This is a genomic window from Trichocoleus sp. FACHB-46, assembly GCF_014695385.1.
Lineage (GTDB): Bacteria > Cyanobacteriota > Cyanobacteriia > FACHB-46 > FACHB-46 > Trichocoleus.
The window spans coordinates 72,685-97,706 of record NZ_JACJOD010000011.1 but is presented as its reverse complement, the minus strand read 5'-3'; the positions used below and the strand labels follow the sequence as shown (position 1 = coordinate 97,706).

The following is a 25,022-nucleotide window of genomic DNA, read 5'->3' as shown; positions in this document are numbered from 1 at the left end:
ATCTCCGGTCTGGAAGGGGAACCTATGCGCCTGTCTCAAATGCTCTTTGTCACACTGCGGGAAGATCCGGCGGAAGCGGAAATCCCCAGTCATAAATTGTTGTTGCGGGCAGGATATATCCGGCGGATTGGTAGCGGGATCTATGCCTATTTACCGCTGATGTGGCGAGTGCTGCAAAAAGTCTCCCAAATTGTGCGCGAAGAAATGAACGCGACGGGAGCACAGGAATGCTTATTGCCGCAATTGCAACCTGCTGAGTTGTGGCAAGAATCGGGGCGCTGGGATACCTACACCAAGGCCGAAGGCATTATGTTTTCGTTGGTCGATCGCCAAGAGCGGGAAATGGGACTCGGCCCCACCCATGAAGAGGTGATCACCACGGTAGCTCGCGAGATGATTCGCTCCTATCGCCAATTGCCTACTCATCTCTATCAAATTCAGACCAAGTTCCGCGATGAAATTCGGCCTCGCTTTGGCTTGATGCGGGGGCGCGAGTTCATCATGAAGGATGGCTATTCTTTCCACGCGACTGAGGACAGCCTGAAAGAAACCTATCAGGCCATGCACCAGGCTTATAGCAATATGTTCCGGCGCTGTGGGTTGGCTTTCCGGTCTGTGGAAGCAGACTCTGGCGCGATCGGGGGTTCTGGCTCCAATGAGTTTATGATTCTAGCGGAAGCGGGCGAAGACGAGGTGCTCTACACCGAAGATGGCAAGTACGCGGCCAACGTAGAGAAAGCTGTGTCGTTGCCTGCGGATGCTGAACCTTCGGCTTTCACAACCTACGAGAAGCGTGAAACTCCGGGCACGGACACGATCGACAAGCTCTGTCAGTTCCTCAAGTGCTCCCCTACCCAAATCGTCAAAAACGTCTTGTACCAAGCGGTTTATGACAATGGCACTACCGTCTTGGTTCTGATTAACATTCGTGGTGACCAGGAAGTAAACGAGGTCAAACTGCAGAACGAACTGGTGCGGCAAGCAGGGCAGTTCGGAGCCAAAACTGTAATCGCGCTCACCGTTCCAGATGCTACGGCTCAAGCTAAGTGGGCGACTCAAGCATTGCCTTTGGGTTACATTGCTCCTGATATTGCCGATACCTACATCCACTCTGAGAAGAATTTAGCACCTAAGTTTTTGCGGTTGGTTGATCCGACCGTAGCCGAGCTGAAAAACTTTGTCACCGGAGCCAACGAATCTGGTTATCACGTAGTGGGGGCAAATTGGGGCGATCAGTTCCAGTTGCCCAAACTCGTGGTCGATTTGCGAAAAGCCAAACTCGGCGATCGCGCGGTGCATGACCCTAGCCAAACGCTGCAAAGCGCTCGTGGCATCGAGGCGGGGCATATCTTCCAACTCGGCACCAAGTATTCCAAGGCGATGGGAGCCACCTACACCAACGAGCAAGGCGAAGAAGCACCGTTGATCATGGGTTGCTATGGCGTGGGCGTTTCTCGTGTGGCTCAAGCTGCGGTCGAGCAATCCTACGACAAAGATGGCATTATTTGGCCTGTGGCGATCGCGCCTTACCAAGCGATCGTGGTGATTCCTAATGTGAATGATGCCGAGCAAGTGAAAGCGGCTGAAACGCTTTACTCTGAGTTGAACCAAGCAGGCATCGACACCTTACTGGATGACCGGAATGAGCGAGCTGGGGTCAAATTCAAAGATGCTGACTTGATTGGAATTCCTTACCGCATCGTCACAGGCAAATCGATAAAAGACGGCAAAGTGGAAGTGGTGCAACGGTCAACCAAAACAGTTCAGGAACTCCCACTTACCGAAGTGGTGTCTACGATTCAGCAATGGGTAAACGCCGCCTGCTCCTAGCAAGACCCCTCCCCAACTCCTCCCCGACGCGGAGAGGGGCTTTGACTCTGGCTCTCCTTCCTTAGTAGGGAGGGGGCTGGGGGTTAGGTCGGTCGCACCTCCTCAACTCCGGACTTGTTATGGAATTCCTCACCATTTTTCTGTCGAGCCTGATTGCTCTGGTTTCACCCGCAGGCTTAGTGCTCGATCGCGTAGCTGAAAATGCCGTGCGATCGCAATTTAAGTCAGTGGAGCAGTTGCAAGTCCGAGTTGATAACGCCCCCAGTTACCAAATCGTCCAGGGCAAGGCAGAAAAGGTGAGGATTGCCGGTCGAGGCTTGTTTCCCCTGTCAGAATTTCGGATTGCAGCATTAGACGTTGAAACCGATCCGATTGACATCAACCCTCGTGGTGGCGGCAAAGGTCTGAAGCTCGATCGCCCTTTGCAAGCAGGGGTGCATCTGGTTTTGACCCAAGCAGATATTAATCGCGCCCTCAGTTCCCCTACAGTGACCAAACGTTTGCGGGATTTGGGGGCTAGCGCCTTAGAGGACTCGGAAGCCCAGCAAGTACAACGCTACGACTTTCTCAACCCGCAGGTGGAGTTGCTGCCCAACAATCGCATTCGGGCCAAGGCGGAATTGCAAGAACAGGGGCAAAGCGATCGATTGCAAATTACCGTCGAGTCGGGTCTAGCAGTTGTGGCTGGGAAGCGATTGCAATTAGTAGAGCCACGCATTAGTGTGAATGGGGAAGCAGTGCCCCAGGAAATCCTCGACCCGATCGCCAAGGGGGTCACGGAGCGGTTTGACCTTGACCAATTAGCTGGGCCAGCAGTAACGGCACGAGTCCTACAATTAAAGGTAGTGCCAGAGCAACAGATCGATATTGTCGCTTTTGTCCGCGCTGAAACACCTCCAGCTTCTCCTGCCACCCCATCAAACTAGAGATTGGGCGAAAAACTTGGGTATGCTTTTGTAGTCACTCGGACTTCACCATCTGACTTTGGTGGGTTGTTACCGTCATCAGCTCTGGTAGTGCATTTACCACACTACTAACCTTTCAACAGGAGCTTCCTATGGAAGACCAATCTCGGACCCGTCCAGTTTCCGTCGGTCTAATTGCGGGCTTGTCAGCCTTGATTATGGCAGCAGGGGGAGGAGCCGCTTGGCTGGCTTGGCAAACCTCTCAACCGGACCTCGCCACCCGGATGCCCAATGCCACCAACTCTACAGATTTTTCCACTACCAAACCGCCGCAAACCCAAGTCGCTCAGCCTGCTCAAGAAGAATTAGCCCGCCCCTATTGGCTTCAAGACACAGGCAAAGGACTAGAAACTGTACCCAATCAGACAGCTTTACAGACTGACTTGCAGCCAGAAGCCGCTCTGAAAGCCGCCTTTGCTGAATTGTTGGCTGGCCCTAAGGCGGGAGATACTGCGATCGCCACGACCCTGCCTCAAGGCACGAAACTTCGCAGCCTAACCGTGGAGCCAGACGGTATTCATATTGACTTCTCAGAGGAGTTTACTCAAGGGGGCGGCAGCGCCTCCATGACGGGTCGAGTGGCGCAAGTCCTTTACACCGCCACCAGTCTCCAGGCCGATGCTAAAGTTTGGCTCTCCGTCAATGGCGAACTGCTAGAAACGTTAGGGGGTGAAGGCTTACTTCTCGAGCAACCTTTTACGCGCCAAAGCTTTGCCAGAGACTTCCCGCTCTAGTACTCTGATTTCGTGTTTTGGCCTAATGTTCAGGAGTGCTGACGCTGATGGACTGCTCAGCTAGACCAAAGGTGCGGAAGTAGTGAGCTTGTTGCTCAATCCGGGTGGCGAGGCGATCGCAAACTAAGTTACAAAGCTCAAAAATCAGGTCATCTTCGATGCTGTAGTAGGCCGAAGTTCCCTCAGTCCGTCGGCTCAAGATTCCTGCTTGCAGCATCACCTTTAGGTGCTTAGAAACATTAGCTTGACTAGTTTCCGTAGCCTCGACCAAATCTTGTACGCATTTCTCACCATCGCGCAACAAGTTCAAGATTCGTAGACGCATTGGCTCACTCAAGATACTGAAGTACTCAGCAATTTGCTGCATCACTTCTTGCGGTACGGGCTGCATTAACTTCATGCCAATCTGACCACAAAGGGAACTGATCCCCACATATTAGCAGTCAAAACCAACTTGACAATAGAGGGATCAACAAAGCTGTTTATTCACCGCGAGTTTTGTGAGGATTTGTTGAACCTCAAGCTCAGCAATCTTGCAAATTTTTCTACTTCAGTATTAAATTCATCCGAATGACCGCCATCGCCACCAGAATTCTTAGTTTGATCACAAAGTTAGTGCAATCAAGTATAAAAAGACACGATATTGTCGGATTATTCAGTTCATAGTTTTAGTATTCAAAAACACATTTAGCTCTTCGCTGCCTGTCATCTCTAAGGTAGGACCAAAAAGCTCATCATTAGGTCACAGAGGTAACAAGTAGTAGGTTTTTACCATTGGTTTAATCACCTTTTCGGTGAAATTAGGGTGCTCAAACTGTTTAGCCTAGGCTCATCGTTTCACAGAGGTAATTGAGTGCAGAAAGGTCATGAATAATGCATCTGTGAATCCTGATGTTTCTCACAAGTTACTTCATTTGGAGTTATTGTCTGTGTTCAGTTTTGGCAACAGTTTCGATTTAGAGCAGCTTAGTACCAGCCGAGAGATTAATGCGGCAGTGGTGAATGTAAGCGGTCGCCAGCGGATGCTCTCTCAACGGACAGCTTTGTTCGCTTTGCAACTAGTTTGCAGTCGTGATGAAGCTGAGCGGACTCGGTTGCAGTCTGTCTTACTATCAGCGCTCGCGTTGATGGAGCAGTCTCATCAAGGGTTGCTAAAAGGGGATGCCAGACTGAAACTGCCAGGGCGTTTGTCTCCGGCTCTGCAAACGATGTATTTTGAGCCACCGTTGAATCTAGACCAACAAGTACGCGACTACATTTATCAGGTGCGAGCGATCGCGACGGCTCCAGCCGCAGAACTAACTTTAGAAAATCCCCATTTGCAAGCGATTCTGAGCGCTGCTTCTACCAGGCTCCTAGAAACCTTAGATGCAGTCGTGAGCCAATATCAATCAGAGAGCGAAGCCGAACAACTAGCTATTGATTTAAGTCACGCAGAACTGTTTCAGCAGCGCGAGGCAGCGACGGCAGCGGCACAACAACAAGCGCAGCAACTGGAAACGATGTTAGTTGAGCTGAAACAAACCCAGGCGCAACTGATTCAAACTGAGAAAATGTCTAGCCTGGGTCAATTAGTGACAGGTATTGTTCAAGAAATTAACAATCCTGTCAACTTCATCTATGGTAATTTGGGGCATGTGAGGGAGTATAGCCACAATTTACTCAACCTATTAGCGCTCTACCAAAAGTACCACCCGCAACCTGAGCTAGAGATTCAACAACAAATCAAACTGGCTGACCTCGAATTCTTAGTTCAGGATCTTCCCAAGGTTTTAACTTCGCTAGCGGTTGGGGTTAAGCGAATCCAATCCATTGTTTTATCTTTACGCAGCTTTTCTCGACCCGATGATGCCTGCATGCGACGAGCCAATATTCATCAGAGCCTCGACAACACATTGTTACTCTTGCAGCATCGCCTGAAACCAGCGGGTGGCTTTCCAGGGATTCAAATCATCAAAGAGTACAGCAATTTACCCTTGATTGAATGCCATCCAGGTCAAATTAATCAAGTTTTTATGCATCTTTTGAGTAATGCTATTGATGCTTTGAGAAGTAGCGATCGCACTACTCAGAATTGCACCGACAATTCTTGCCTACTTCCCAGAATTACCATTCGCACCAAAGCAGAAGATACAAGCACAATCACTGTTTCGATTGCTGATAACGGTCCCGGAATCAGCGATGAAGTAAAAGCTCGACTCTTTGAACCTTTTGTTACCACTAAACCGACGGGGAAAGGAACTGGAATCGGGCTTGCTCTCAGCCAGCAGATTGTGACAGAAACTCATCAAGGGGCACTTTGGTGCGTCTCACAATCAGGCCGAGGAGCAGAATTTTGCCTCAAGTTACCGCTCCAACCCGCCATCGCCACCTAATCACCGCAATAAACAATTAAATCAATTTCCACATCACCTAACCCTGCCAATCCAATCACTCCGACTGTGGTTCGGCTCGGTAAGCGATTAGCTGGAAAGTAAGCCGAATAAATTTCATTGACAGTTTGATATTCCCGAAAATCAGTAATAAAAATCCGACTCATTACCACTTTGTCTAGACCTGTACCAGCATGCTCCAAAACTAATTTTAGATTCTCCATGACTTGCTTAGTTTGCTCCGCAATCGGACCTCGCACAATCTCTCCAGTTTCAGGGTCTTCAGATAATTGACCTGTGACAAACAGAAAGTCACCCGCTCGAACTGCGTGAGAGTAAGGCGCAACAGGAGGTAGCGTATTAGGCAAAGTAATGTATTCGAGCACAGGGAAACTCCAATTTCGACAAGTTTTTTGCGTTTTTTTCGACGTTTTACCGCCTTCTTCGCCTCTCAGCGTTCCCCAAAGTGTGTTCTAAAAAACAATTTAGAAAATGCTTCGAGTTTTTATGCAGCGCGAGCCTGTAACTTAAACTTCAGGTAGATCAGGTGTTGGTAAAAATAGCTGTTTGGGGAGTGCAGCGTGACAGCCTCGTCGCTGATTCACGACTTGAGTAATCCCGAAGTCTACCGCAACTGACATGAGGGCATAAGCTTCGTCAGCAGTCATCTTACGCTTGGTTTGTAAGAAGTCCAGCATTTGATCGGCACACTGGAGCACCGCTTGGTTGAGATCATCGTGAAAGCCGTGGGTAATCCAGTGGGATTGAGTTTCCAGGAGAGGGCTGCCGATGGGAAAGTCTTTCAAGAGCGAGATTTGCAGCCAAGCATTCATTGATGCTTCGATCGCGGTGCCTGAAATTTCGCCATCTCCTTGCCCCATGTGAGGGTCCCCAACAAAGAAGTTGGCTCCGGGCGTAAACACGGGATAGTAAACCGTAGCCCCTGCTCCCATGCGCCAGTTATCGATATTGCCACCAAAAGGTCCAGGGGGAACGCTATTGACGCGACCCTTCTGCGGAGGAGCCACCCCCATAATGCCGAAGTGAGGTCGTAGAGGAATAGCAACATGGGTTTTGATCGGCTCGCGGTGGGTGGCTACGGGCGGCACTATCAATCCCGGTTGGTTATACAACGGGCGCTCTCTGAAGTCGTAAGCAAAGGCAGGTTGGGCCAATCCCGATTCAGTATCTAGTTTGTAAACAGTAATGCGCTCTTTGCGGAAGCTGTTGTACAGGTAGCCCCAATGAGCGGCAATGTTGGCTCCATAAGGCAGACGCGGCGTGGTCTTCAAAATTCTGACGACTAGTGTGTCTCCTGGCTCAGCATCTTTCACCGCGATCGGCCCTGTCATGATGTGTAAGCCTGGACCGCGATCGCTGACTTGTTCGTAGACATCCCGCACACCTTGGTCCATCATCAAATCGGGTGCTCCTCCCGCTTGATGAGTCAAGGCTTCCACATAAACAATGTCCCCGGAGTTGATCGTGAGGACTGGGGGCAAAGACTGATCAAAAAAGCCCCAGAAACAGGTGTTAGGTGTGGCTTTAAGGACATGCAGGTTTCCCGCATCTCGCACAGTCTCAGCGATCGCCAAGATATCCAGTTTGGCGACTTCCGGATCTCGACAGAATTCCATTGCATAGGCAGATGAGTCTTGATCAGAGTCATGCTGATGTTCTGTCATTGATCCACCCCACAGGGACAAGCACTGAATCAGTTAAACAATAGCTTAGATAAACTTAGAGCAAACCAGCCAGCCACAAATGCTTAAGGATCACACAGTCCGGAAGTAGGATGATGATTAACTAAGTTCAGGTACTTACCAGGAATTAAGTATGTTCAGAAGTATGCTTAATCGCTATCGAACAGGCTTTCTATTCTTTTTATTTTCATTGGCCTTGTGCTTGCCAATTGCTTGTAGTTCCCAACCTCAAACCAATTCTGTTGCTAATCAGCCTTTGATTGTTGGGGTTCCTCCTTGGCCAGGATTTGCTGCCCAATATGTCGCGACAGATTTGAATCTGTTTAAAGCAGAGGGCATTGAAGTTAAGGAGGTTTTCTTCCCCACCCAAAGCGACCCTAATACTGCTTTATTAGCCAACAAAGTTGATCTAGCTTTGACGGGAGTTCCTGACTTAGTGCCATTGGCTCAGCGCGACACTTCCATTAAACTATTAATGCTCTTTGACTATTCAGATGGCTCTGACGGCATTATTGGTCGTGACATTAGTCAACCCTCTGATTTAAAGGGTAAAACCGTAGCTCGGGAAAATCTTTTGTTTGAAGTGTTACTACTACGACGCTATTTAGAAAAAGGCGGGTTAACAGAGAAGGACATCAAGATTGTTGATACTTCAGCCGCTAATGCTGCTGCTTCATTTGCCGCCAAAAAAGTTGATGTTGCCGTAACTTATGATCCTTGGATGGCCAAGGCAGCAAAGCAAGGCGGCGGCAAGATTCTGTTTACTAGCAAAGACAGCAATATTGTTCCTGATGGTTTGATCGCCAAGGAGAAGGTGATTCAAACCAAGAGAGCTGAAATTTTAGCCTACCTGAAAGCGATCGACAAAGCAGTAACGCTGGTCCAGCAGAAAGATGAAAAAGCGATCGCTATTGTAGCCAAGCGGCTCAACGTTACTCCGGAAGAAGCCGCACAACAAGTGGGGGGAGTCAAGTTATTCGGCATTGAAGACAACAAGAAGATTGTCTTTAACCCTCAACATCCTAGAAATGTCTTTGACAGTCTGAAGTTTGCAGCCAAAACTGCCAAAGATATGAACCTAACTCCCGTTGTAGTGGATGTCAATAAAATCTATGATGATTCTTTGGTGAAGTTACTTTGAGCTAACTCAATTAGCAAGTTTGGTGGGTGCTTGATGCGATCGCACTCATCCAACTAATAACTTTTAATGATTTTTATCGGTCGCCCAAGGTACGACTAAGTTAAAGAGTAGCTTGAAGCTAAAATCTATTAGTAAGCCTACTAAACCAATCACAATAATCCCCACAAAAATGGCATCGGTTTGGTAAGCTCTTTGAGCCATTAAAATCCGATAGCCTAGACCTGAACTAGCTGCAATCAACTCGGCAATTACGACAAAATTCCAGGCCGTCGCAATATTGATTCTGAGAGTATCAATAATATGAGGTAGCGTAGCTGGAAAAATCACATCGAAGAAGATGTCTTTTTCTTTGGCTCCCAAGGTATAGCTAACTTTAATTAAATCACTCGGAATAAACTTGACGGCATCAGCAATCATCAAGATGTTATAGAAGAAGGTACCCAGAAAGATAATGGCGATTTTGGCTGGCTCATCAATGCCAATCCATAAAATAATTAAAGGGATAAAAGCAGCAGTTGGCATATACCGAAGCAAACCCAAAATTGGTTCTAGAAGCCCTTGCATACTCTTGAAGGCACCAATCATTAACCCCAAAGGAATGCTAAGAATAGCTGAAGCCAAGAAGCCCCAAATTACTCTTGACAAACTAGCGATTAGATCTGCAATTAATTCCCCACTTTGTAGTGAAGTATAGCCACGAGCTAACACAGTAGTGGGGCTTGGCAAAAACTGGCTATCTACCCAGCCGCTGTAAGTGATGCAAGCCCAACCTAACAGAGGTATTGAAATAGATAGAAGCACCATCAAAAAATATAGACGCTTAGAAATCTCACCCCGAATTTTCCAGAGACTACACCAAGCCTGAAATAGCTTTTTAGTCATAACTTTGGTAAAAATTCCTTGTAAAAATTCATTGGATGTTGCCCAAGTTAGCACGCCCAAATTAGTCATCTGAAGGCAGCGATCGCCTACCTACCCGCCCCAGCTAAAAGTTCAGGGCTAAAAGTTCAGGTCAACACCCCTTCGGTTACATCCGTTACGCCTAGATTGCCCAAGGGCATGCTGAAGATAGAGGGTCTGAGGCACTACCATTGGTCGGACTCATGCTCACCCTGAGGCAATTCGCAATGGCACCGTTTACTAGACCTCCTAATTCCAGTCTTGAAACTGCTTCCAGTGTTAATAGCCTAGCCACCTCGATGGGCCAACCCAAACTAGCGGTCCGCCACCTCAACAAAACCTTTCAGAGTCAGAGACGGCCGCTGGTAGTCTTGCAAGACATCAACCTCAACATTTACCCTAATGAGTTTGTCTGTATTGTGGGCAAGTCTGGTTGTGGTAAATCAACCCTACTGAATATTGTGGCAGGGCTGGTTCCACCCACGTCTGGGCAAGTGCTGATGGATGGTGTGGCAGTGCAAGGCCCCGGTCGCGATCGCGGTTTGGTCTTTCAAAGCTACACGCTATTTCCCTGGCTCACCGTCGCTCAAAACATTGGTTATGGGCTAAAGTTGCAGCGTCTACCCAAACCGGAACGGAGGCAACGGGTAGCGTATTATTTAGACGTAGTTGGGCTAACTCAATTTGCCAAAGCTTATCCTAAACAGCTATCGGGTGGGATGAAACAACGAGTGGCGATCGCGCGGGCTTTAGCGAATGAACCAGATGTTCTTCTGATGGATGAACCATTTGGCGCTTTGGACGCCCAAACCAAAGAGCAGATGCAGCAGTTTGTGCTCAATCTTTGGGAGCAAACCCACGTCACAGTTTTGATGATTACCCATGACGTAGAAGAAGCAATTTTTCTATCTCAGAGGATTTATGTAATGAGTGCCCATCCAGGGCAGATCAAGGCAGAAATTGGCATAGATTTGCCAACGCAGCGGGATATGGAATTGAAGTTGACCCCGGAATTTCTGCAAATTAAACGACAGGTCGTTCATACCATGCGCGATCGCCTTGAGCCAGGCTAATTCGGCATGTCAGGTTTATGAGCAGTTTGGTAGCACAGCGCACGATGAATCCTCCAGATGGCACCGTCCGAGTTGGAATCCTACATTCTTTAAGTGGGCCGCTAGCAATCAGCGAATCGTCTCTGAAAGATGCTGCCTTAATGGCGATCGCTGAAATTAACCAAGCCGGGGGAGTGCTCGGTCAAGCGATCGTACCTGTGGTGGAAGATAGCGCTTCTGACCCTTACGTCTTTGAACAAAAAGCTAGAAAGCTCCTAAAAAATGAGCAAGTCGTCACCTTGTTTGGCGGTTGGTCTTCTACAGGCCGCAAGTTGGTCTTACCAGTCTTAGAAGAATTCGATCGCTTGCTCTGGTACCCCGTGCAGTATGAAGGTTTGGAGTGTTCCAAATACATTTTTTACACCGGAGCCTGCCCCAATCAGCAAGTGGAGCCAGCCGTCAATTGGTTGTTTCAGCATCAACATCGCCGCTTTTATCTCCTGGGCATGGATTATGTCTTTCCCAGAGTTGCGAACAAAATTATCAAAGCGCGGTTGAAGCAACTGGGAGGCATGACTGTGGGCGAAGCCTATCCCGCTTTAGAAACCACAGATTATCGCTCCGTGATTGAGCAAATCAAACAAGCTAGACCCGATGTCGTTTTTAGCACTTTAAACGGCAACGGCAATGTGGAATTTTACCAGCAGTACCATGCAGCAGGGATTTCCGCGGCAGAAATTCCCATTATGGCGGTGAGCGTGACCGAAGACGAACTGCAACGCATCACTCCAGCAGCAATGGCAGGACACTACGCTACTTGGAGCTATTTCCAAAGCATTGACAGTTTGCCAAACCAGGCTTTCGTAGAACGGTTCAAAACGCTGTACGGAGCAGAGCGAGTCACCAGCGATCCCGTCGAAGCCGCTTACAGCCAGGTTTATCTATGGAAACAAGCCGTTGAAACCGCTGAATCCTTTGAAACCCACCCAGTTCGCTGCGCTGCCTATGGCCAAACCTTGATTGCCCCTAGTGGTTTCATTCAGATTGAGCCGAATCACCATGTTTGGAAGAGTTGCCGCATTGGTGAGATTTTGCCCACGGGGCAATTTCAGTCGCTATATGTCTCAGAACGCTCGATCAAGCCCCAACCCTGGTTTGGTGTAGATGAATCTGACTTGAGAGATTCAGCTTTAATCCTTGACTTACTAGCAGAAGTGCCCCAGGTCATCCAGTACAGCTGCCAGCTAGAGCGCAAGTCGCGAGAACTAGAAGTGGCGATGGCCGAACTGGTAAACACCAATCAACATCTGCAACAAGCCAAAAATCAGTTGCTAGAGTTGACCAAGCGAGAAGAACTGCTGAAGCGTCGCCTATCCATTCAAATCCGGAGCACGCTAGAGCTAGAAACCATTGTGCGGACTGCTGTCCAGGAAATTCACCATCTCTTCGAGATCGATCGCTGCGAGTTTCTTTGGTACAACCAGAGCGAGGAAGCCGCCCGGTTTAAATTGGCCCATGAAGTTTCTGCGCCTCACCTGACTCATCGCTCCTTGCCACCCCCCACGATCGCCGTGGAAGTGCTAGGGGAAATCTTGCTGAAGCTGAGCCCGCTGTGGATTGACAACATTGCCACGGCTCCTCAATTAGACACTAGGAGCCGAGAAGCTTTAACGGATTTAGGTCTCGTTTCTTTGCTAGCGATCGCCATCTATACCAATTCTGGACAAATCGGAGCCATTGTTTGTGAGCATTACAGCGGCTCTCGGTCTTGGAGTACGGATGAAGTGGAGTTATTGCAGGATGTCGCCGACCAGTTAGCGATCGCGATCGATCAAGCCGAGCTTTACGCTCAGAGTCGAGCCACCGCTGCTGCGGCTCAAGCTCAAGCTCAGCGGCTCACCCAAGCTTTGGCAGAACTGCGAACCACCCAAACCCAGTTAATTCAGACTGAGAAAATGTCGAGTTTGGGTCAGTTGGTGGCAGGGATCGCCCATGAGATCAATAACCCTGTGAATTTTATCTACGGCAACCTGAGTTACGCCAATGAATACACCCAGGATTTGCTAAAACTCATTGATCTATATCAGCAGCATTATCCTGAGCCAGCGTTAGAAATTCAGCAACATCGCCAAACCAACGATTTTGAGTTTCTAGTTGCAGATCTACCGAAGATGCTGAGTTCTATGAGAGTCGGGGCCGATCGCATTCGCCAAATTGTTCTGTCGCTCCGCAACTTCTCTCGGCTAGACGAATCAGAGATGAAGCCTGTCAACATCCATGAAGGAATTGATAGCACTTTACTCATCCTGCAAAACCGTTTCAAAGTTCGACCAGGCTCTCAAGGGATTGAGGTGATTAAGCAATATGGCGACTTACCCCAAGTAGAATGCTACGCCGGACAGCTAAATCAGGTCTTCATGAATATCTTGAGCAATGCCATTGATGCCTTGGATAGTCAAAGTGAGGCAGCGATCGCATCCGGTCTGACAGAGCCTGCACCCACTATTACAATCCGCACTGAAGTCTTACATCCAGAGCGAGTCGCTGTGCGGATTCAAGACAACGGCCCTGGTATGGCTGCTTTTGTGGTTCAACGCTTGTTCGATCCGTTTTTTACAACTAAGCCCGTCGGTCAGGGAACAGGCTTAGGACTCTCTATCAGCTACCAAATCATTGTGGAGAAACATCGGGGAACCCTTTGGTGCAACACCCAACCGGGGACAGGAGCAGAGTTTTGGATCGAAATCCCCATTAGCCAAAGTGCCCCATTCCTCGTTAGTGAAGCTGAAGCTGCCTCTGTGCCTGAGTAGTCTCCTGAATAGTTGTAGGCAGGCTCGAAGCACGAGATGCCCGTTGAATAAAAATAAACCGTAGACATTAACCAACTCCCCACCTCATGCCAGCTACATTGTCTTTTCTCACTCGTTTTAGCTGCCGCACCTGGGTTCGCTATAGCCTGGCACTGTTCCCGATGCTGCTCAGTGTGAGTTGCGGGCCTGAATCTGGCGATCGCCCTACCCCTTCCGCCTCCAATCCACCGACAACTAGCAATCGAGAAGTCAAAGAGTTCAACGTCATTGATGTGGCGGTAATTCCAGCTCTGAGTCCTAAAGAACAAGAAAAACAACTGGAATCTCTTGCAGAGTATCTAGAAAAGTCGCTGGGATATCCCATTTACTTCCAAGTTACTCCGAGCTATGAGCAAGCAGTTGAGCTGCTAGTACAGGAAAAGGTAGAAGTTGCCTATTTGGGGCCTTTAACATACGTACTGGCCCAACAGCAAAACCCTCAAGTTGAGCCGATCGTCGCTCCGATTGAAAAAAGCACAGGTCGTCCTTCGTATACCAGCGTCATCATTGCTAGGAAAGCTGCTGGAATTGATAGCTTGAGCGATCTTAAAGGCAAGCGGTTTGCCTTCGTCAGCCGATCCTCCACCTCTGGTTACTTAGTGCCAATGGCTCACTTCCAGAAAATAGGTCTGCGTCCAGACCAAGACTTTGCCACCGTCAAATATTCTGGCAACCATGACAAAGCGCAGGCGGATTTGGAAGCAGGCGTGGTAGACGCGATCGCCGACAGCAGACCCTCTTTGCTAAAGCGGCAAAAATCTGGCAAGCTTGACCCCAGCCAGTACCAGATCATTTGGGAATCCGCTCCCATTCCCATGTCACCGATCGTTGTTTCCAAGAAGCTTTCCCCGGAAATCGTTTCTAGCCTTAAAAAAGCTCTGATCAATGCTCCTGAGGGACTTGCAGACGTTACAGGAGCTGAATCTGCGGGATATACATTGGTCGAGGATGCTGATTATGAGCCGATTCGACAATTACAAAAGACCTTAGAGGCAAATTCTGGTCCAAGACAATGAAGATTTGGCAGAAGTTTATTGGCTCATCGCTGGTGGCGGCTGGGTTGGTGGCTAGCTTCATGAGCGGCAGTACCCTCCTGATTAAACAAGCCGATCAGTCGATCCAAGCGAGCCGGGAAAAAACCATTCAAGCTCGGATCATTTCCTTAGAGCTGCAACTTTCCTTACGCGAGCAACTACTAGCGCTCAAGGCTTTCTTGCTGACGGATCAAGCAGCGGCGGATATGGCCGATTACCAAAAGGCAATGTCTAACTTTTTGATCAGCTTGGAAGAGTTGGAGCGCATTATGCCAGAGGCCGCAGAAATCCCTGTCGTGCGACGGCGACATCGTTTCTTAGTGCGCTTGGCAGGAACCCTGACCAACACACCCGCCAAGGGAAATCAAATTCAGCAAGATTTACGAGCCTTAGACTCTTTTGGTAAAGACATCGACTTTTATTTGGCTCTATTAACCGATACGGCTCAACAGCAGGATGTTTTGGCTCAGCAAGCTGGACAACAGTTTAAGCAAGGAGCCCAAGCTTTTACCTATGCCATTATTGGGCTAATTGTTTTGGTCTTGGTCGGTCAATTTTTATTGATTTTGCTGCCCGTCATTCGTTCTATCCATCAGCTCCAGGTAGGTGCGGCGACAATTGGGGCTGGCAATTTAGACCATCAGGTAAACATCTCCACTGGGGATGAAATCGAGAAACTGGCACAAGAGTTTAATCAGATGGCGGCGCAGTTAGCCGAGCTTTATCGTTCCTTAGAACAGAAGGTGACTGAGCGGACGGCAGAACTTGTGCGGGTCAATGAAAGTTTGGAAAGTGAGATCAGCGATCGCAAGCAAGCCGAAGACTCACTACGGCAATCGGAGGAACGGGAACGCGATCGCGCTCAACAGCTAGAGCAAGCCATCGAAGAACTCCAACAAGCCCAATCCCAACTGATCCAGACTGAAAAAATGTCCAGCTTGGGGCAACTAGTGGCGGGAGTAGCGCACGAAATCAACAACCCAGTCAACTTCATTCATGGAAATTTGGAGTACACCCATACCTATGTGCAAGATTTATTAGAACTCATTCATCGCTACCAGCGGCACTCTTCTTCAATTCCGGCGGAAGTCCAGCAATATGCTGACGCAATCGATCTAGACTTTCTGCAAATTGATCTGCCTAAAATGCTGGCTTCGATGAAAGTTGGCACTCAACGGATTCGCCAAATTGTGCTTTCGCTCCGCAACTTTTCTCGCCTCGATGAATCGGATATGAAGCGTGTCAATATTCACGAAGGCATTGATAGTACGCTGTTAATCTTGCAGAATCGGCTAAAAGCTAAGCCAGAACATCCAGGCATTGCAGTGGTCAAAGAGTACGGTGATCTGCCGCTAGTCGAGTGCTATACGGGGCAACTCAACCAAGTCTTTATGAATATTCTCAGCAATGCGATCGATGCCTTAGACAGCTACAACCAGACGCGATCGGCAGCAAATCTTCAAAGTCATCCTAGCCAAATTCGCATTCGCACAGAACTCGTGTCACCGGATCGGGTCGCCATTCGCATCGCTGATAATGGTCCTGGCATGACCCATGAAGTCAAACAGCGCCTATTCGATCCATTCTTTACCACTAAGCCCGTGGGCCAAGGGACAGGATTGGGACTATCAATCAGCTACCAGATTGTGGTGCAGCGACACAGAGGAACCCTACATTGCGAGTCCCAACCCCAGCACGGCACTGAATTCTGGCTTGAGATTCCGGTACAACAAAACTATGCCCAAACTTCCCACTCAGCCGTAGCCGCACTTCCCGTACCAGAAGCAAGCTCGCAGGGCAGTTACTAACCTAAAACTACCTTGCGGGCTAAGAATCCGTAGATCAGAGGGTAGTCTCGATCACCGCTTCTGCTTCATGGGCGATCGCTCGCAACTGATCTAAAGTTTCCGGTTGCACTTGTTGCCACAATCCGCGCTGGTGGGCTTCCAACAACCGTTCTGCCATATCGCGTAAGGCCCAAGGATTTTTTGCTTGAATAAAAGCTTGGACTTGTTCATCCAAAACATAGGCATTGACCACTCCCTGATACATGTGGTCCTCAACACAATGAGCAGTGGCATCGTAGGCAAATAAGTAGTCAATCGTAGCCGCCATTTCAAAGGCTCCCTTATATCCATGCCGCATCACTCCCTCGATCCACTTGGGATTCACCACGCGCGAGCGGTATACACGGGCAATTTCCTCTTGGAGTTTGCGAATTTTAGGGTTTTGGGGCAGTGAATGGTCGCCAAAATAAGTTTGAGGATTCTTGCCAGTGAGCGATCGCACTGCTGCCGTTAAGCCGCCTTGAAATTGGTAATAATCATCCGAATCTAGTAGGTCGTGTTCGCGGTTGTCTTGGTTGTGCAGGACGATCTGCATTTGTTGCAGCCGTTGCTCAAAGGCTTCGGGGGCAGCGCGGCCTGTGCCGTTGCGGGTGTAGGCATAACTGCTCCAGTTGATGTAAGCCCGCGCTAGATCCTGATCATCCGTCCAATTCTGCGCTTCAATCAAGCCTTGCAAACCCGCTCCATAGGCACCCGGTTTAGAACCAAAGACCCGATAACGCGATCGCTGTTCTGCCTGTTCTGGCGTCAGCCCTACGGATTGCCAATGTTGAGTTTCCTGCTGGACTTGAGCCGCTAAGGGGTTTTGGTCGGCTGGTTCTGACAAAGCGGCGACAGCCGTGACAGCTTGATCGAAGAGATCGATCAAGTTGGGAAAAGCATCGCGGAAAAATCCAGACACTCGCAACGTCACATCCACGCGCGGTCGCCCCAAAATTGCCAACGGTAAAATCTCAAAATCCACCATCCGGCGAGAAGGGCCTTCCCAAATCGGCTGGACTCCCAGTAGAGCTAACGCTTCCGCCATGTCGTCGCCTCCGGTTCGCATGGTGGAAGTACCCCAGATCGACAAGCCCAGCGTTTTAGGATACTCACCATTTTCCTGGGTGTAGCGCTCGATCAACGCCTCAGCCGCCTTTCGCCCCACATCCCAAGCGCTCTCGGTGGGAATGGCACGAATATCAACCGAGTAAAAATTGCGGCCCGTCGGTAGCACTTCTGGGCGACCACGGGTGGGGGCTCCTGAAGGGCCACTGGGAATGTAACGGCCTGACAGACCTTGCAATAAATGAGTAATTTCTTGCGGGGTTTGTTGCAGCTTGGGCAGCAGAACTGTGCGAATCCAGGTGATTTCTGCTTGGGTTCGGGGTGGGAGAGAGCGATCGCTAGAGGCAAGCGCATCTATAGAGGCATCGCTAGAGGCATCCATCACCTGCTCCACTAGCAAAGCGGCTTGTTGCTCCAAGAATTCCACCACATCGCCCAAAGTCCGACAGGCAGACAACTGCGGCTGGAGATACACAGGCAGCAGGGAACTAGCTACAGGGGCATGGTCTCCGGCTGGGAGTTCTGGTGCTAACCCAAACGGACTGGCTAAATCAGCCATGAGTGGATCAAGATCTAAACCCCAATCTTGGGCTAAGGCGCGAGTTAAACCCATACGACCCGTTCCAGGATGCCGCGCGATCGCCACGATTAAATCTCTGAGTTGCCGCCCTTCTGGACAGCACCCGAAAACGTGCAAACCATCTCTAATCTGAGCTTCCTTCAGTTCACACAGATAGCCATCGGCTCGCGTCAAAAATTCTGCCAATTGAGCCTGCGCTGAGGTGGAGCTAAACTCAATGCCTAAATCTTGATGGAGATTTTCTTGCAACACCAAATTCGTGATGCGATCGCGAATAACAGGTAAGCGAGTGGGGTCTAAGCTTTGGGCTTCGTAGTACTCATCAATTAACCGTTCTAGTTGTTGCAGTGGCCCATAAAGTTCGGCCCGAGTCATGGGGGGCGTTAAGTGATCGAGAATCACAGCTTGCGATCGCCGCTTGGCCTGCGCTCCTTCCCCTGGATCGTTGACGATAAACGGGTAGAGGTGCGGTAAAGGGCCGAAGGCGACTTCGGGATAGCAAGACTGGGACAAGGCGAGACTTTTACCCGGTAGCCATTCCAAGTTGCCATGCTTGCCGACATGCACGATCGCTTGAGCTTGCAAGTGCTGCCGCAGCCAGTAGTAGAACGCTAAATACCCGTGAGTCGGCTCTAAATCAGGAGCGTGATAGTTCAAGGCGGGGTCTAAATCGTAGCCCCGTGCAGGTTGAATGCCGACAAAAACATTGCCGAGCTGCAACCCAGAAACGGGGAAAGCAGCAGAATTGGCACTTGGGTTTTCTGGATCTGACGCTAAGCCGTCTACTCTCGGTTCTCCCCAGCGATCGCGCATCCCTTGTTGGACCGATGCAGGCAAAGTAGCAAAATACTGTTGGTACTCTGCTAAGTCCAGGCTTTGATGCACAGCGCGTAATTCATAACCCTCAGGGTCGTTAGTGACTCCAGCGGTTAAACGCTGAATCAGCTCCTCACTGCTTTGGGGCACATCTGCTAGGTGATAGCCTGCTTGCTGCAATGCTTTGAGGATTTCCACACAGCTCGTTGGGGTGTCTAAACCCACGCCATTCGCCAGTCGGCCATTCCGGGTGGGATAGTTGGCCAGAATCAAGGCAATGCGTCGCTGGGCGGGTGGAGTTTGCCGCAGCGTAACCCAATGGGCAGCTAGGTCAGCCACAAACTCAATGCGATCGCGCACAGGTTGATAGCCCACCACATCCGTTTCCAGATCGGAATTGCGAATCTGGACCGCTTTAAACGACACGGCACGACTAATAATGCGGCCATCGACTTCTGGCAAAGCCACATTCATCGCTGTGTCTCGGGGCGACAACCCCCGGTACTCGGTTTCCCACTGCTCCACCGTACCGCCACTCAAGATCACCTGGATCACGGGCACATCCAACTGCTGCCAAAGCTCTAAATTGGGAGTCTCGGTTTCCAACTTAGCCAGCGAGAAACTGGTGGCATTAAGTAGTACCTGAATAGGAGCCGCATCCGGAGTCTGGAAGTACTTCAACAACTCGGTCTGCAAGTCTGGGTCGCGCAGGGATGGCACAAAGATAGGTACAGGCTCTAGACCCCGCTCAGCTAAAGCTTGGCACAAGGCATCAATCGGAGCTGTGTTGCCTGCGAGGTAATGAGCCCGGTAGAACAATAAGCCTACTTTTGCAGGTGAGGGGTGAGAGGTTGCCGCTGCAAGCGTTGCCGTAGGTTGGGGGGCAGGATGAAGGGGAGGGGATGAAGAGTAAGAATAAGGCTGCCAGGGGTAGAAGCCGATTTGAGGAATCGCTTCAGGCGGTGCAGGAGCATAATCTTGATTGAGGCCGATTTTGGCCGCAAACTTGAGGGCGTTGACTAGATTGGTGACACCGCCTTCGGTGAAGTACCGCCAGAATTGATTCACCGCTGTGAGAGGCACTGTTGAGTGGCTGATCAAATCTGGATCAGGGCGATCGTCTCCTGGCAACACAATCAGAGTCGCCTTGGTGCGCTGAACCGTATCTTTGACCACCTCAAAACCGTAGGACCAATAAGAACGACCTCCCAACAGGCGCAAGACGATCACCTGAGCGGACTCCAACACCTCCTCAGCATAGGTATCTATGGTGAGTTGTTGCTGTAGCTGCAACAGGTTCACCACACGAATAGCTGGAAACTCTGGAGGCAATTGCGGTAGAGCTTGCGCCATTGTCTGGATGTCAGTGTCAGCCGCAGTCAAAAAAACAACGGGTGCGGGCGTTTGCTCGATAAAAATCACGCCTTCCACTTGCGGATTCCAACCGCCGGGCGTAGCAGCTAAACGATGCATAGTTTCTGGGTTTCTAAATTTGGTTTCTGAACTTGGATTTCTAAATTTGGGTTTTAAGATATTGCTGACAAATACGGCTGACTCTGGACTCCCGCTCCTCCAGGGATCTGGAGAGGAGTTGATTAGGATATGCTGATTAGTAGCTGATCATCATGTCAGACGCGCATTTTCTAACTCAAAAGCCTGACGCTCTATAGCGGTCAAGCATTAATCAAGCAATTTACTGAGTATTCAATTATTTGGGTGCGGTTCCAGCCATGCTGCATCGTACCAGCTTACAGCGTTTCGCTTGACTGAGTCAGGCAGCTAATTTGTGTGAACAACCCCGAAAATGCCTAGTTTCCCAGCCTCAGCAGTATGTCGGACTTTGCCTGGTGCTACCTTCAACCAACTACGCGACCTTCTGCACCAGACGGCTCTGGCGATCGCGCCTCAGGCTACAGCTACAGTTCTGACCGAAGCCGTTCTCTCTGCCACCAACCGTTCTCTAGATCTAGAAGTAGAACAATTTGTGGTGGTGGTATCAGAGCCGTTTAGTGCGCTGCTGTCTGCCAAAGCGGTTGGGCCTGAGTCTGGGTTAGAGCCTGGACTGCATTCTGAGCTTCATTCTGGGCCTGAGTTGCACTACGAATCATCAACTGAATCCGCTGCCTGCGAGGTGAATTTAACCTTTGAGCCAGCCTCGATCGCGGAGTTTTTATTTCAACTTCGTCCCCTGTTTAGTCACCAGTCTGATGTTCCTGATACCTTAGGGCAGCTTTGTCAGCAGCTTCGCCCCAACGATGCCAAGCTGCAAAGTGAGTTTACGTTGCAATTGGTGGAACGATTGGCGATCGCTGGGACAGCCAACCCAGGGCTAAACAGCGATTACCCATTTGTGTCAGTTTGCCAGCCCGTCGAGGAAGCGCTGCGCCAGCAGGTTGAGCAAGAGCGCTTACTTAATCAGGTGATTACGCAAGTGCGCCAAAGCTTGGAGTTGTCCAGCATTTTAGAAACAGCAGTGCAGCAAGTCCGACACTTTCTGCAAGCCGATCGCTTAGTCATTTATCAATTTGATGCTCATTTAGCAGCGGTTAGGCCCAACCCGCAAACGCCCTTTGACTCTGAGCCTCTGCAACACTTGCAGCCTGGTTATGGGTGCATTACCTATGAAGCGCGCGCTGCGGCAGAAATTTCTTCTGTGCTGCATGTGGCGGAAGAGGAAAACTGCTTTGTAGGGATTCCCAATTGCCAGGAAAAATATTGCCAAGGCTACACCCTAGCGGTGAATGATGTGGAAGCGACCTATGTCATTTCGCCCTGCCTGTTGAAATTGTTGCGTCGGCATCAAATTCAAGCAAAGTTGGTGGCCCCCATTGTGGTACAGGGTGAGCTATGGGGATTGTTGATCGCGCATCAGTGCTTTGCGCCTAGAGAGTGGCAGGAAAGTGAAAAAACATTTTTGCAGCGGATTGCTGAACACTTAGCGATCGCCATTGATCAAGCCCAGCTCTATGCCCAGGTGCAACAACAGAAGGAAACTTTAGAAGAGCGGGTGATTGAACGGACTCAAGAGCTACATGATGCCCTGGCTGTAGCCCAGGCCGCCAGTCAAGTTAGAAACGAATTCGTGGCCACCATGAGTCATGAGCTGCGCACCCCACTCACTTGTGTCATTGGTATGTCGGCAACTTTGCTACGCTGGTCCTTTGGGCACTTGAGCGATCGCCAACGCCATTATCTACAAACGATCCATGATAGCGGCGAGCATCTGCTGGCTTTAATCAATGACATTTTGGATTTGTCCCAAGTAGAAGCTGGGAAAGCCACCTTAAATCTGAGCGAGTTTTCTCTCACCAACTTAGTCAATCAAAGCTTGCAAACGCTGCAAGAAAAAGCCGAGTCTAACGACATTGCACTGATTAGCGAAGTCAGGATTCCGGCGGCAGGCGATCGCTTTACCGCTGACCAACGGCGACTGAAGCAAGTATTGCTCAACCTGCTCAGCAACGCCATTAAGTTCACACCAGAAGGCGGCCAAGTCACACTGCGAGCTTGGCTCGAAGCCGAAACAGCCATGCTTCAGGTGGAAGACACAGGTATTGGCATTCCAGAGCACCAACGTCCCTTACTGTTTCAAAAGTTTCAGCAGCTTGATACCTCCTATCAACGCAAGTATGAGGGCACCGGGTTAGGGCTAGCTTTAACCAAACAGCTCGTGGAACTTCATGGCGGCTGGATCGATGTTGATTCAACAGTCGGCATGGGTTCGGTGTTCACAGTACATCTTCCCGCTCAACAGCCGTCTGCCGCTACAGATGTCCCCACCACGCATTCCAGCCAAGGGAATTTGCAAGGCCGCATTGTCTTGATCGAAAACCATGAGGAGAGCGCCATGCTGATCTGCGACCTGCTCACCGCAGCAGGCTACCAGGTGGTTTGGCTCGTGGATGGATCAACGGCGGTGAAGCAAATTGAAATTTTGCATCCAGTCGTGGTAGTCGCTGACATGCAACTGCCGGGGATGGATGGCTATGAAGTGATGCACTATTTACGCACTTCACCCGCCACTCAAGCTCTCAAAATTCTAGTTTTAACTAATCACTGTCCTGACAAAACCGATTCTCACTATTTAGAAGCAGGCGCAGACGATTGTTTAGAGAAACCGATTGAACCGGAGCAATTGCTATACAAGGTAGCAACCCTAATGGACTCGGTTACGCCAGCAGCCTTGGAAGCAGCGTATTCTCCTTAAAAGTCATTTATCACGTTACAAAGTCACAGGCTCAGTCGAGGCGATGTCTGCTATTTCTAGCGATGTGATTTCATCTTTGCGTCATGGGTTAATCGTGTCTTGCCAAGCTCCGGTAGACTCGCCCCTGCATGAACCCAACGTCATTGCGGCGATCGCTGAAGCAGCGATTAACAAAGGGGCAGTCGGCGTCCGGATTGATACACCCCAGCATGTAGCAGCCGTACGCCAACGCCTTCAGACTCCAATTATTGGCCTTTGGAAACAACAAATTCCCGGGTTTAACATTTACATCACGCCGCAATTTCACCATGCTGCCGCGATCGCTGAGGCAGGTGCTGACATTATCGCAATCGATGCGACTTTGCGCGATCGCCCCGGTGGTGAGACAATCACTGACTTGATCGCTCGGATACACCAAGAACTCGGCAAACCCGTGATGGCCGATGTCGATACCTTGGAGGCCGCGATCGCCGCAGTTGCAGCAGGAGCAGACGTAGTAGGAACCACGCTCTACGGCTACACCACTGCCACCCAGCAGCAATCTCCCCCCGGTTTCGACTTGCTAGCCCAGATGGTTCAACAGTTGAAAATTCCAGTCCTTTGTGAGGGTGGGATCGCTTCACCTGCAATGGCCCGCCAAGCCTTAAATCTAGGAGCCTATGCAGTCGTGGTAGGTACAGCGATCACAGGCATTGATCAGCAAGTTCAAGCCTACCGAGCCGTGTTTCTTTAACAAGTTGCGTTGTTAGACTTTTAGGTTAATTAAGAGGCAGTCGCTAGATTACCCCGTTGCAAAATCACCATGCCTGAACCGACTACAGGTGTACGGGCTAGCAGTTTGCCTTCAGCATCGGTTATTTCTAGCTTGGTGAAATCTAAGGTTTTGGCCTTGGCCAGCACTTCACTAGCTAACTGATCCTGCTGAGAGTTTTGCAGGTTGTACCAGCGATCGCTCAGCTTTACAGTCAGGCGGTTGCCAACCAAGTTCGTTTGCACCGACTGCACCAAATTCTCAGCGTACTGATTTGTCACTTCTGCTACCTTCGCTTGAATCGAGGCGAGGATTTGCTCTTGTGGGGACAAGACAGGGGCAGGAGGCTCGATCGGTGCTGGGGGCGTCACCTCAACTGGCTCCGGAGGTTCGGGAGCTACAAGATCCAAAGGTACTTCTGGAGCATCAGCGATCGCAGGTATTTCTGGCTCGGCCACGATTGGCTCAGGCAGAGGCACGGCTGTTTCCTCAGGTGGCGCAATCGCTATTGGAATTTCTGCTTCCGGAGCGCTGAGTTCTGGAGGTGCTGTAAGTTCCGCTGGGGGGACTCGCTGCGAGATCGGCACTTTGGCGACTTCTGGTGCCCTAGGCTGGGGGGAAGAGAAGAGTGAATTCGTTGTCAGGACAAGAAACACGACCCCAGCGGTCGCCAGGTTGGTTAAAGCTCGATCAGATAGTTTTTCGTTCAGAGAAGCTGGTAAGCGGTTGCGAATTTGGGGCAGAGTCTTAGTCCACCAAGTTTGCAGACGTGCCAGTTGAGGCTGGATTTTTTCCAGTGCTGCCGTCGCCCATGTTTGGAGCTTAGCTAAGAAGGGGCGCGATCGCTCCAGTAGGGCCGAGAAACTAAGTTGAGCAGACTGGCCCGTAGGTTGAGTGGGGGTTGGTGAAGTTTCCTGAGTCGAAGCTGGCCTAGACGGAGATTGTGGAGTGTCCGTCTCCAGTTTTTCGGCTGCTGTTTCCAAGCTCCGGATAGTGAGGCGCAGCACTTTAGCACTTTGCGCCTTCAACCCAGGCTGAACCTGCTCCCATTTCTGCTGCAACGTCTGGGTGACTTGCTGCAAGCTCGTTCCACCTTGACCCGTGGAGGCTGGGCGGTTGGGAGTTGGGGGGACAGATGATGATGGTTGCTTCGGCTGCTCCTCTGGCATGGAATCTCCCTCTAGGCTACGCAAA

Annotated in this window: 17 protein-coding genes; 11 read left to right on the top strand and 6 right to left on the bottom strand. The window is 50.1% G+C overall.

Annotation, left to right across the window (positions count from 1 at the left end; translation table 11 throughout):
* Window positions 1-24: 24 nt before the first annotated feature.
* The 3 genes from H6F72_RS07005 to H6F72_RS06995 all read left to right on the top strand — a co-directional run bounded on the left by H6F72_RS07005 (window position 25) and on the right by H6F72_RS06995 (window position 3,529).
* Window positions 25-1,830, top strand: coding sequence for a proline--tRNA ligase (locus tag H6F72_RS07005; protein WP_190433158.1), 1,806 nt, complete (start codon window positions 25-27; stop codon window positions 1,828-1,830).
* A gap of 119 nt (window positions 1,831-1,949) precedes the next feature.
* Window positions 1,950-2,756 carry a DUF2993 domain-containing protein gene (locus tag H6F72_RS07000; protein ID WP_190433156.1) on the top strand — a complete coding sequence of 269 codons (807 nt, stop codon included), beginning with the start codon at window positions 1,950-1,952 and terminating at the stop codon, window positions 2,754-2,756.
* 131 nt (window positions 2,757-2,887) lie between these two features.
* Window positions 2,888-3,529: a GerMN domain-containing protein gene (locus tag H6F72_RS06995; protein WP_190433154.1), complete on the top strand. Its 642-nt coding sequence runs from the start codon at window positions 2,888-2,890 to the stop codon at window positions 3,527-3,529.
* Window positions 3,530-3,551: 22 nt separating this feature from the next.
* Here the strand turns inward: H6F72_RS06995 and H6F72_RS06990 are convergent, their stop codons facing one another.
* Entirely contained in the window at window positions 3,552-3,929 is a 378-nt protein-coding gene (locus tag H6F72_RS06990) for a helix-turn-helix transcriptional regulator (RefSeq protein WP_190433152.1), read from the bottom strand.
* Window positions 3,930-4,395: 466 nt separating this feature from the next.
* On the opposite strand from H6F72_RS06990, the gene H6F72_RS06985 reads away from it, so the two are divergent.
* The gene (locus tag H6F72_RS06985) at window positions 4,396-5,904 is read left to right on the top strand and encodes an ATP-binding protein (protein WP_190433150.1); all 1,509 of its coding nucleotides are present in this window, start codon (window positions 4,396-4,398) and stop codon (window positions 5,902-5,904) included.
* Here the strand turns inward: H6F72_RS06985 and H6F72_RS06980 are convergent.
* Both H6F72_RS06980 and H6F72_RS06975 read right to left on the bottom strand, forming a co-directional pair.
* Window positions 5,901-6,287: a Rid family detoxifying hydrolase gene (locus tag H6F72_RS06980; RefSeq protein WP_190433148.1), complete on the bottom strand. Its 387-nt coding sequence runs from the start codon at window positions 6,285-6,287 to the stop codon at window positions 5,901-5,903. The two genes, H6F72_RS06985 and H6F72_RS06980, sit on opposite strands and share 4 nt — an antisense overlap.
* A gap of 141 nt (window positions 6,288-6,428) precedes the next feature.
* Complete coding sequence (locus H6F72_RS06975; protein ID WP_199298943.1) at window positions 6,429-7,586, bottom strand: acetamidase/formamidase family protein; 1,158 nt, start codon at window positions 7,584-7,586, stop codon at window positions 6,429-6,431.
* 214 nt (window positions 7,587-7,800) lie between these two features.
* Between H6F72_RS06975 and H6F72_RS06970 the strand changes: the two genes are divergently transcribed.
* On the top strand, window positions 7,801-8,745 hold the full coding sequence (locus tag H6F72_RS06970; RefSeq protein ID WP_190433147.1) for an ABC transporter substrate-binding protein: 945 nt from the start codon (window positions 7,801-7,803) through the stop codon (window positions 8,743-8,745).
* A gap of 63 nt (window positions 8,746-8,808) precedes the next feature.
* Here H6F72_RS06970 and H6F72_RS06965 read toward each other — a convergent pair whose 3' ends face one another.
* Window positions 8,809-9,627, bottom strand: coding sequence for an ABC transporter permease (locus tag H6F72_RS06965; protein ID WP_190433145.1), 819 nt, complete (start codon window positions 9,625-9,627; stop codon window positions 8,809-8,811).
* Between the two features lie 245 nt (window positions 9,628-9,872).
* Between H6F72_RS06965 and H6F72_RS06960 the strand changes: the two genes are divergently transcribed.
* The 4 genes from H6F72_RS06960 (at window position 9,873) to H6F72_RS06945 (ending at window position 16,388) form a co-directional block, all read left to right on the top strand.
* Window positions 9,873-10,718 carry an ABC transporter ATP-binding protein gene (locus H6F72_RS06960; protein WP_370527459.1) on the top strand — a complete coding sequence of 282 codons (846 nt, stop codon included), beginning with the start codon at window positions 9,873-9,875 and terminating at the stop codon, window positions 10,716-10,718.
* 17 nt (window positions 10,719-10,735) lie between these two features.
* Window positions 10,736-13,507, top strand: coding sequence for a transporter substrate-binding protein (locus H6F72_RS06955; RefSeq protein ID WP_199298942.1), 2,772 nt, complete (start codon window positions 10,736-10,738; stop codon window positions 13,505-13,507).
* 86 nt (window positions 13,508-13,593) lie between these two features.
* Window positions 13,594-14,562, top strand: a complete 969-nt coding sequence (locus H6F72_RS06950) for a phosphate/phosphite/phosphonate ABC transporter substrate-binding protein (protein WP_199298941.1) — start codon at window positions 13,594-13,596, stop codon at window positions 14,560-14,562.
* Window positions 14,559-16,388, top strand: coding sequence for a sensor histidine kinase (locus H6F72_RS06945; protein WP_190433144.1), 1,830 nt, complete (start codon window positions 14,559-14,561; stop codon window positions 16,386-16,388). The genes H6F72_RS06950 and H6F72_RS06945 overlap by 4 nt, the downstream gene beginning before the upstream one ends.
* A 34-nt stretch (window positions 16,389-16,422) precedes the next feature.
* Here H6F72_RS06945 and cobN read toward each other — a convergent pair whose 3' ends face one another.
* Window positions 16,423-20,343 (bottom strand): cobaltochelatase subunit CobN, encoded by a 3,921-nt coding sequence (gene cobN, locus H6F72_RS06940; RefSeq protein ID WP_190433142.1) that lies wholly within the window; start codon window positions 20,341-20,343, stop codon window positions 16,423-16,425.
* A 331-nt stretch (window positions 20,344-20,674) separates the two neighbouring features.
* On the opposite strand from cobN, the gene H6F72_RS06935 reads away from it, so the two are divergent.
* Window positions 20,675-23,077 carry a GAF domain-containing hybrid sensor histidine kinase/response regulator gene (locus tag H6F72_RS06935; RefSeq protein ID WP_190433141.1) on the top strand — a complete coding sequence of 801 codons (2,403 nt, stop codon included), beginning with the start codon at window positions 20,675-20,677 and terminating at the stop codon, window positions 23,075-23,077.
* Window positions 23,078-23,120: 43 nt separating this feature from the next.
* Window positions 23,121-23,810: an N-acetylmannosamine-6-phosphate 2-epimerase gene (locus H6F72_RS06930; RefSeq protein WP_190433132.1), complete on the top strand. Its 690-nt coding sequence runs from the start codon at window positions 23,121-23,123 to the stop codon at window positions 23,808-23,810.
* Window positions 23,811-23,839: 29 nt separating this feature from the next.
* On the opposite strand, the gene H6F72_RS06925 is transcribed toward H6F72_RS06930, so the two are convergent.
* Window positions 23,840-24,997, bottom strand: coding sequence for a hypothetical protein (locus H6F72_RS06925; RefSeq protein WP_190433130.1), 1,158 nt, complete (start codon window positions 24,995-24,997; stop codon window positions 23,840-23,842).
* Window positions 24,998-25,022: the final 25 nt, after the last annotated feature.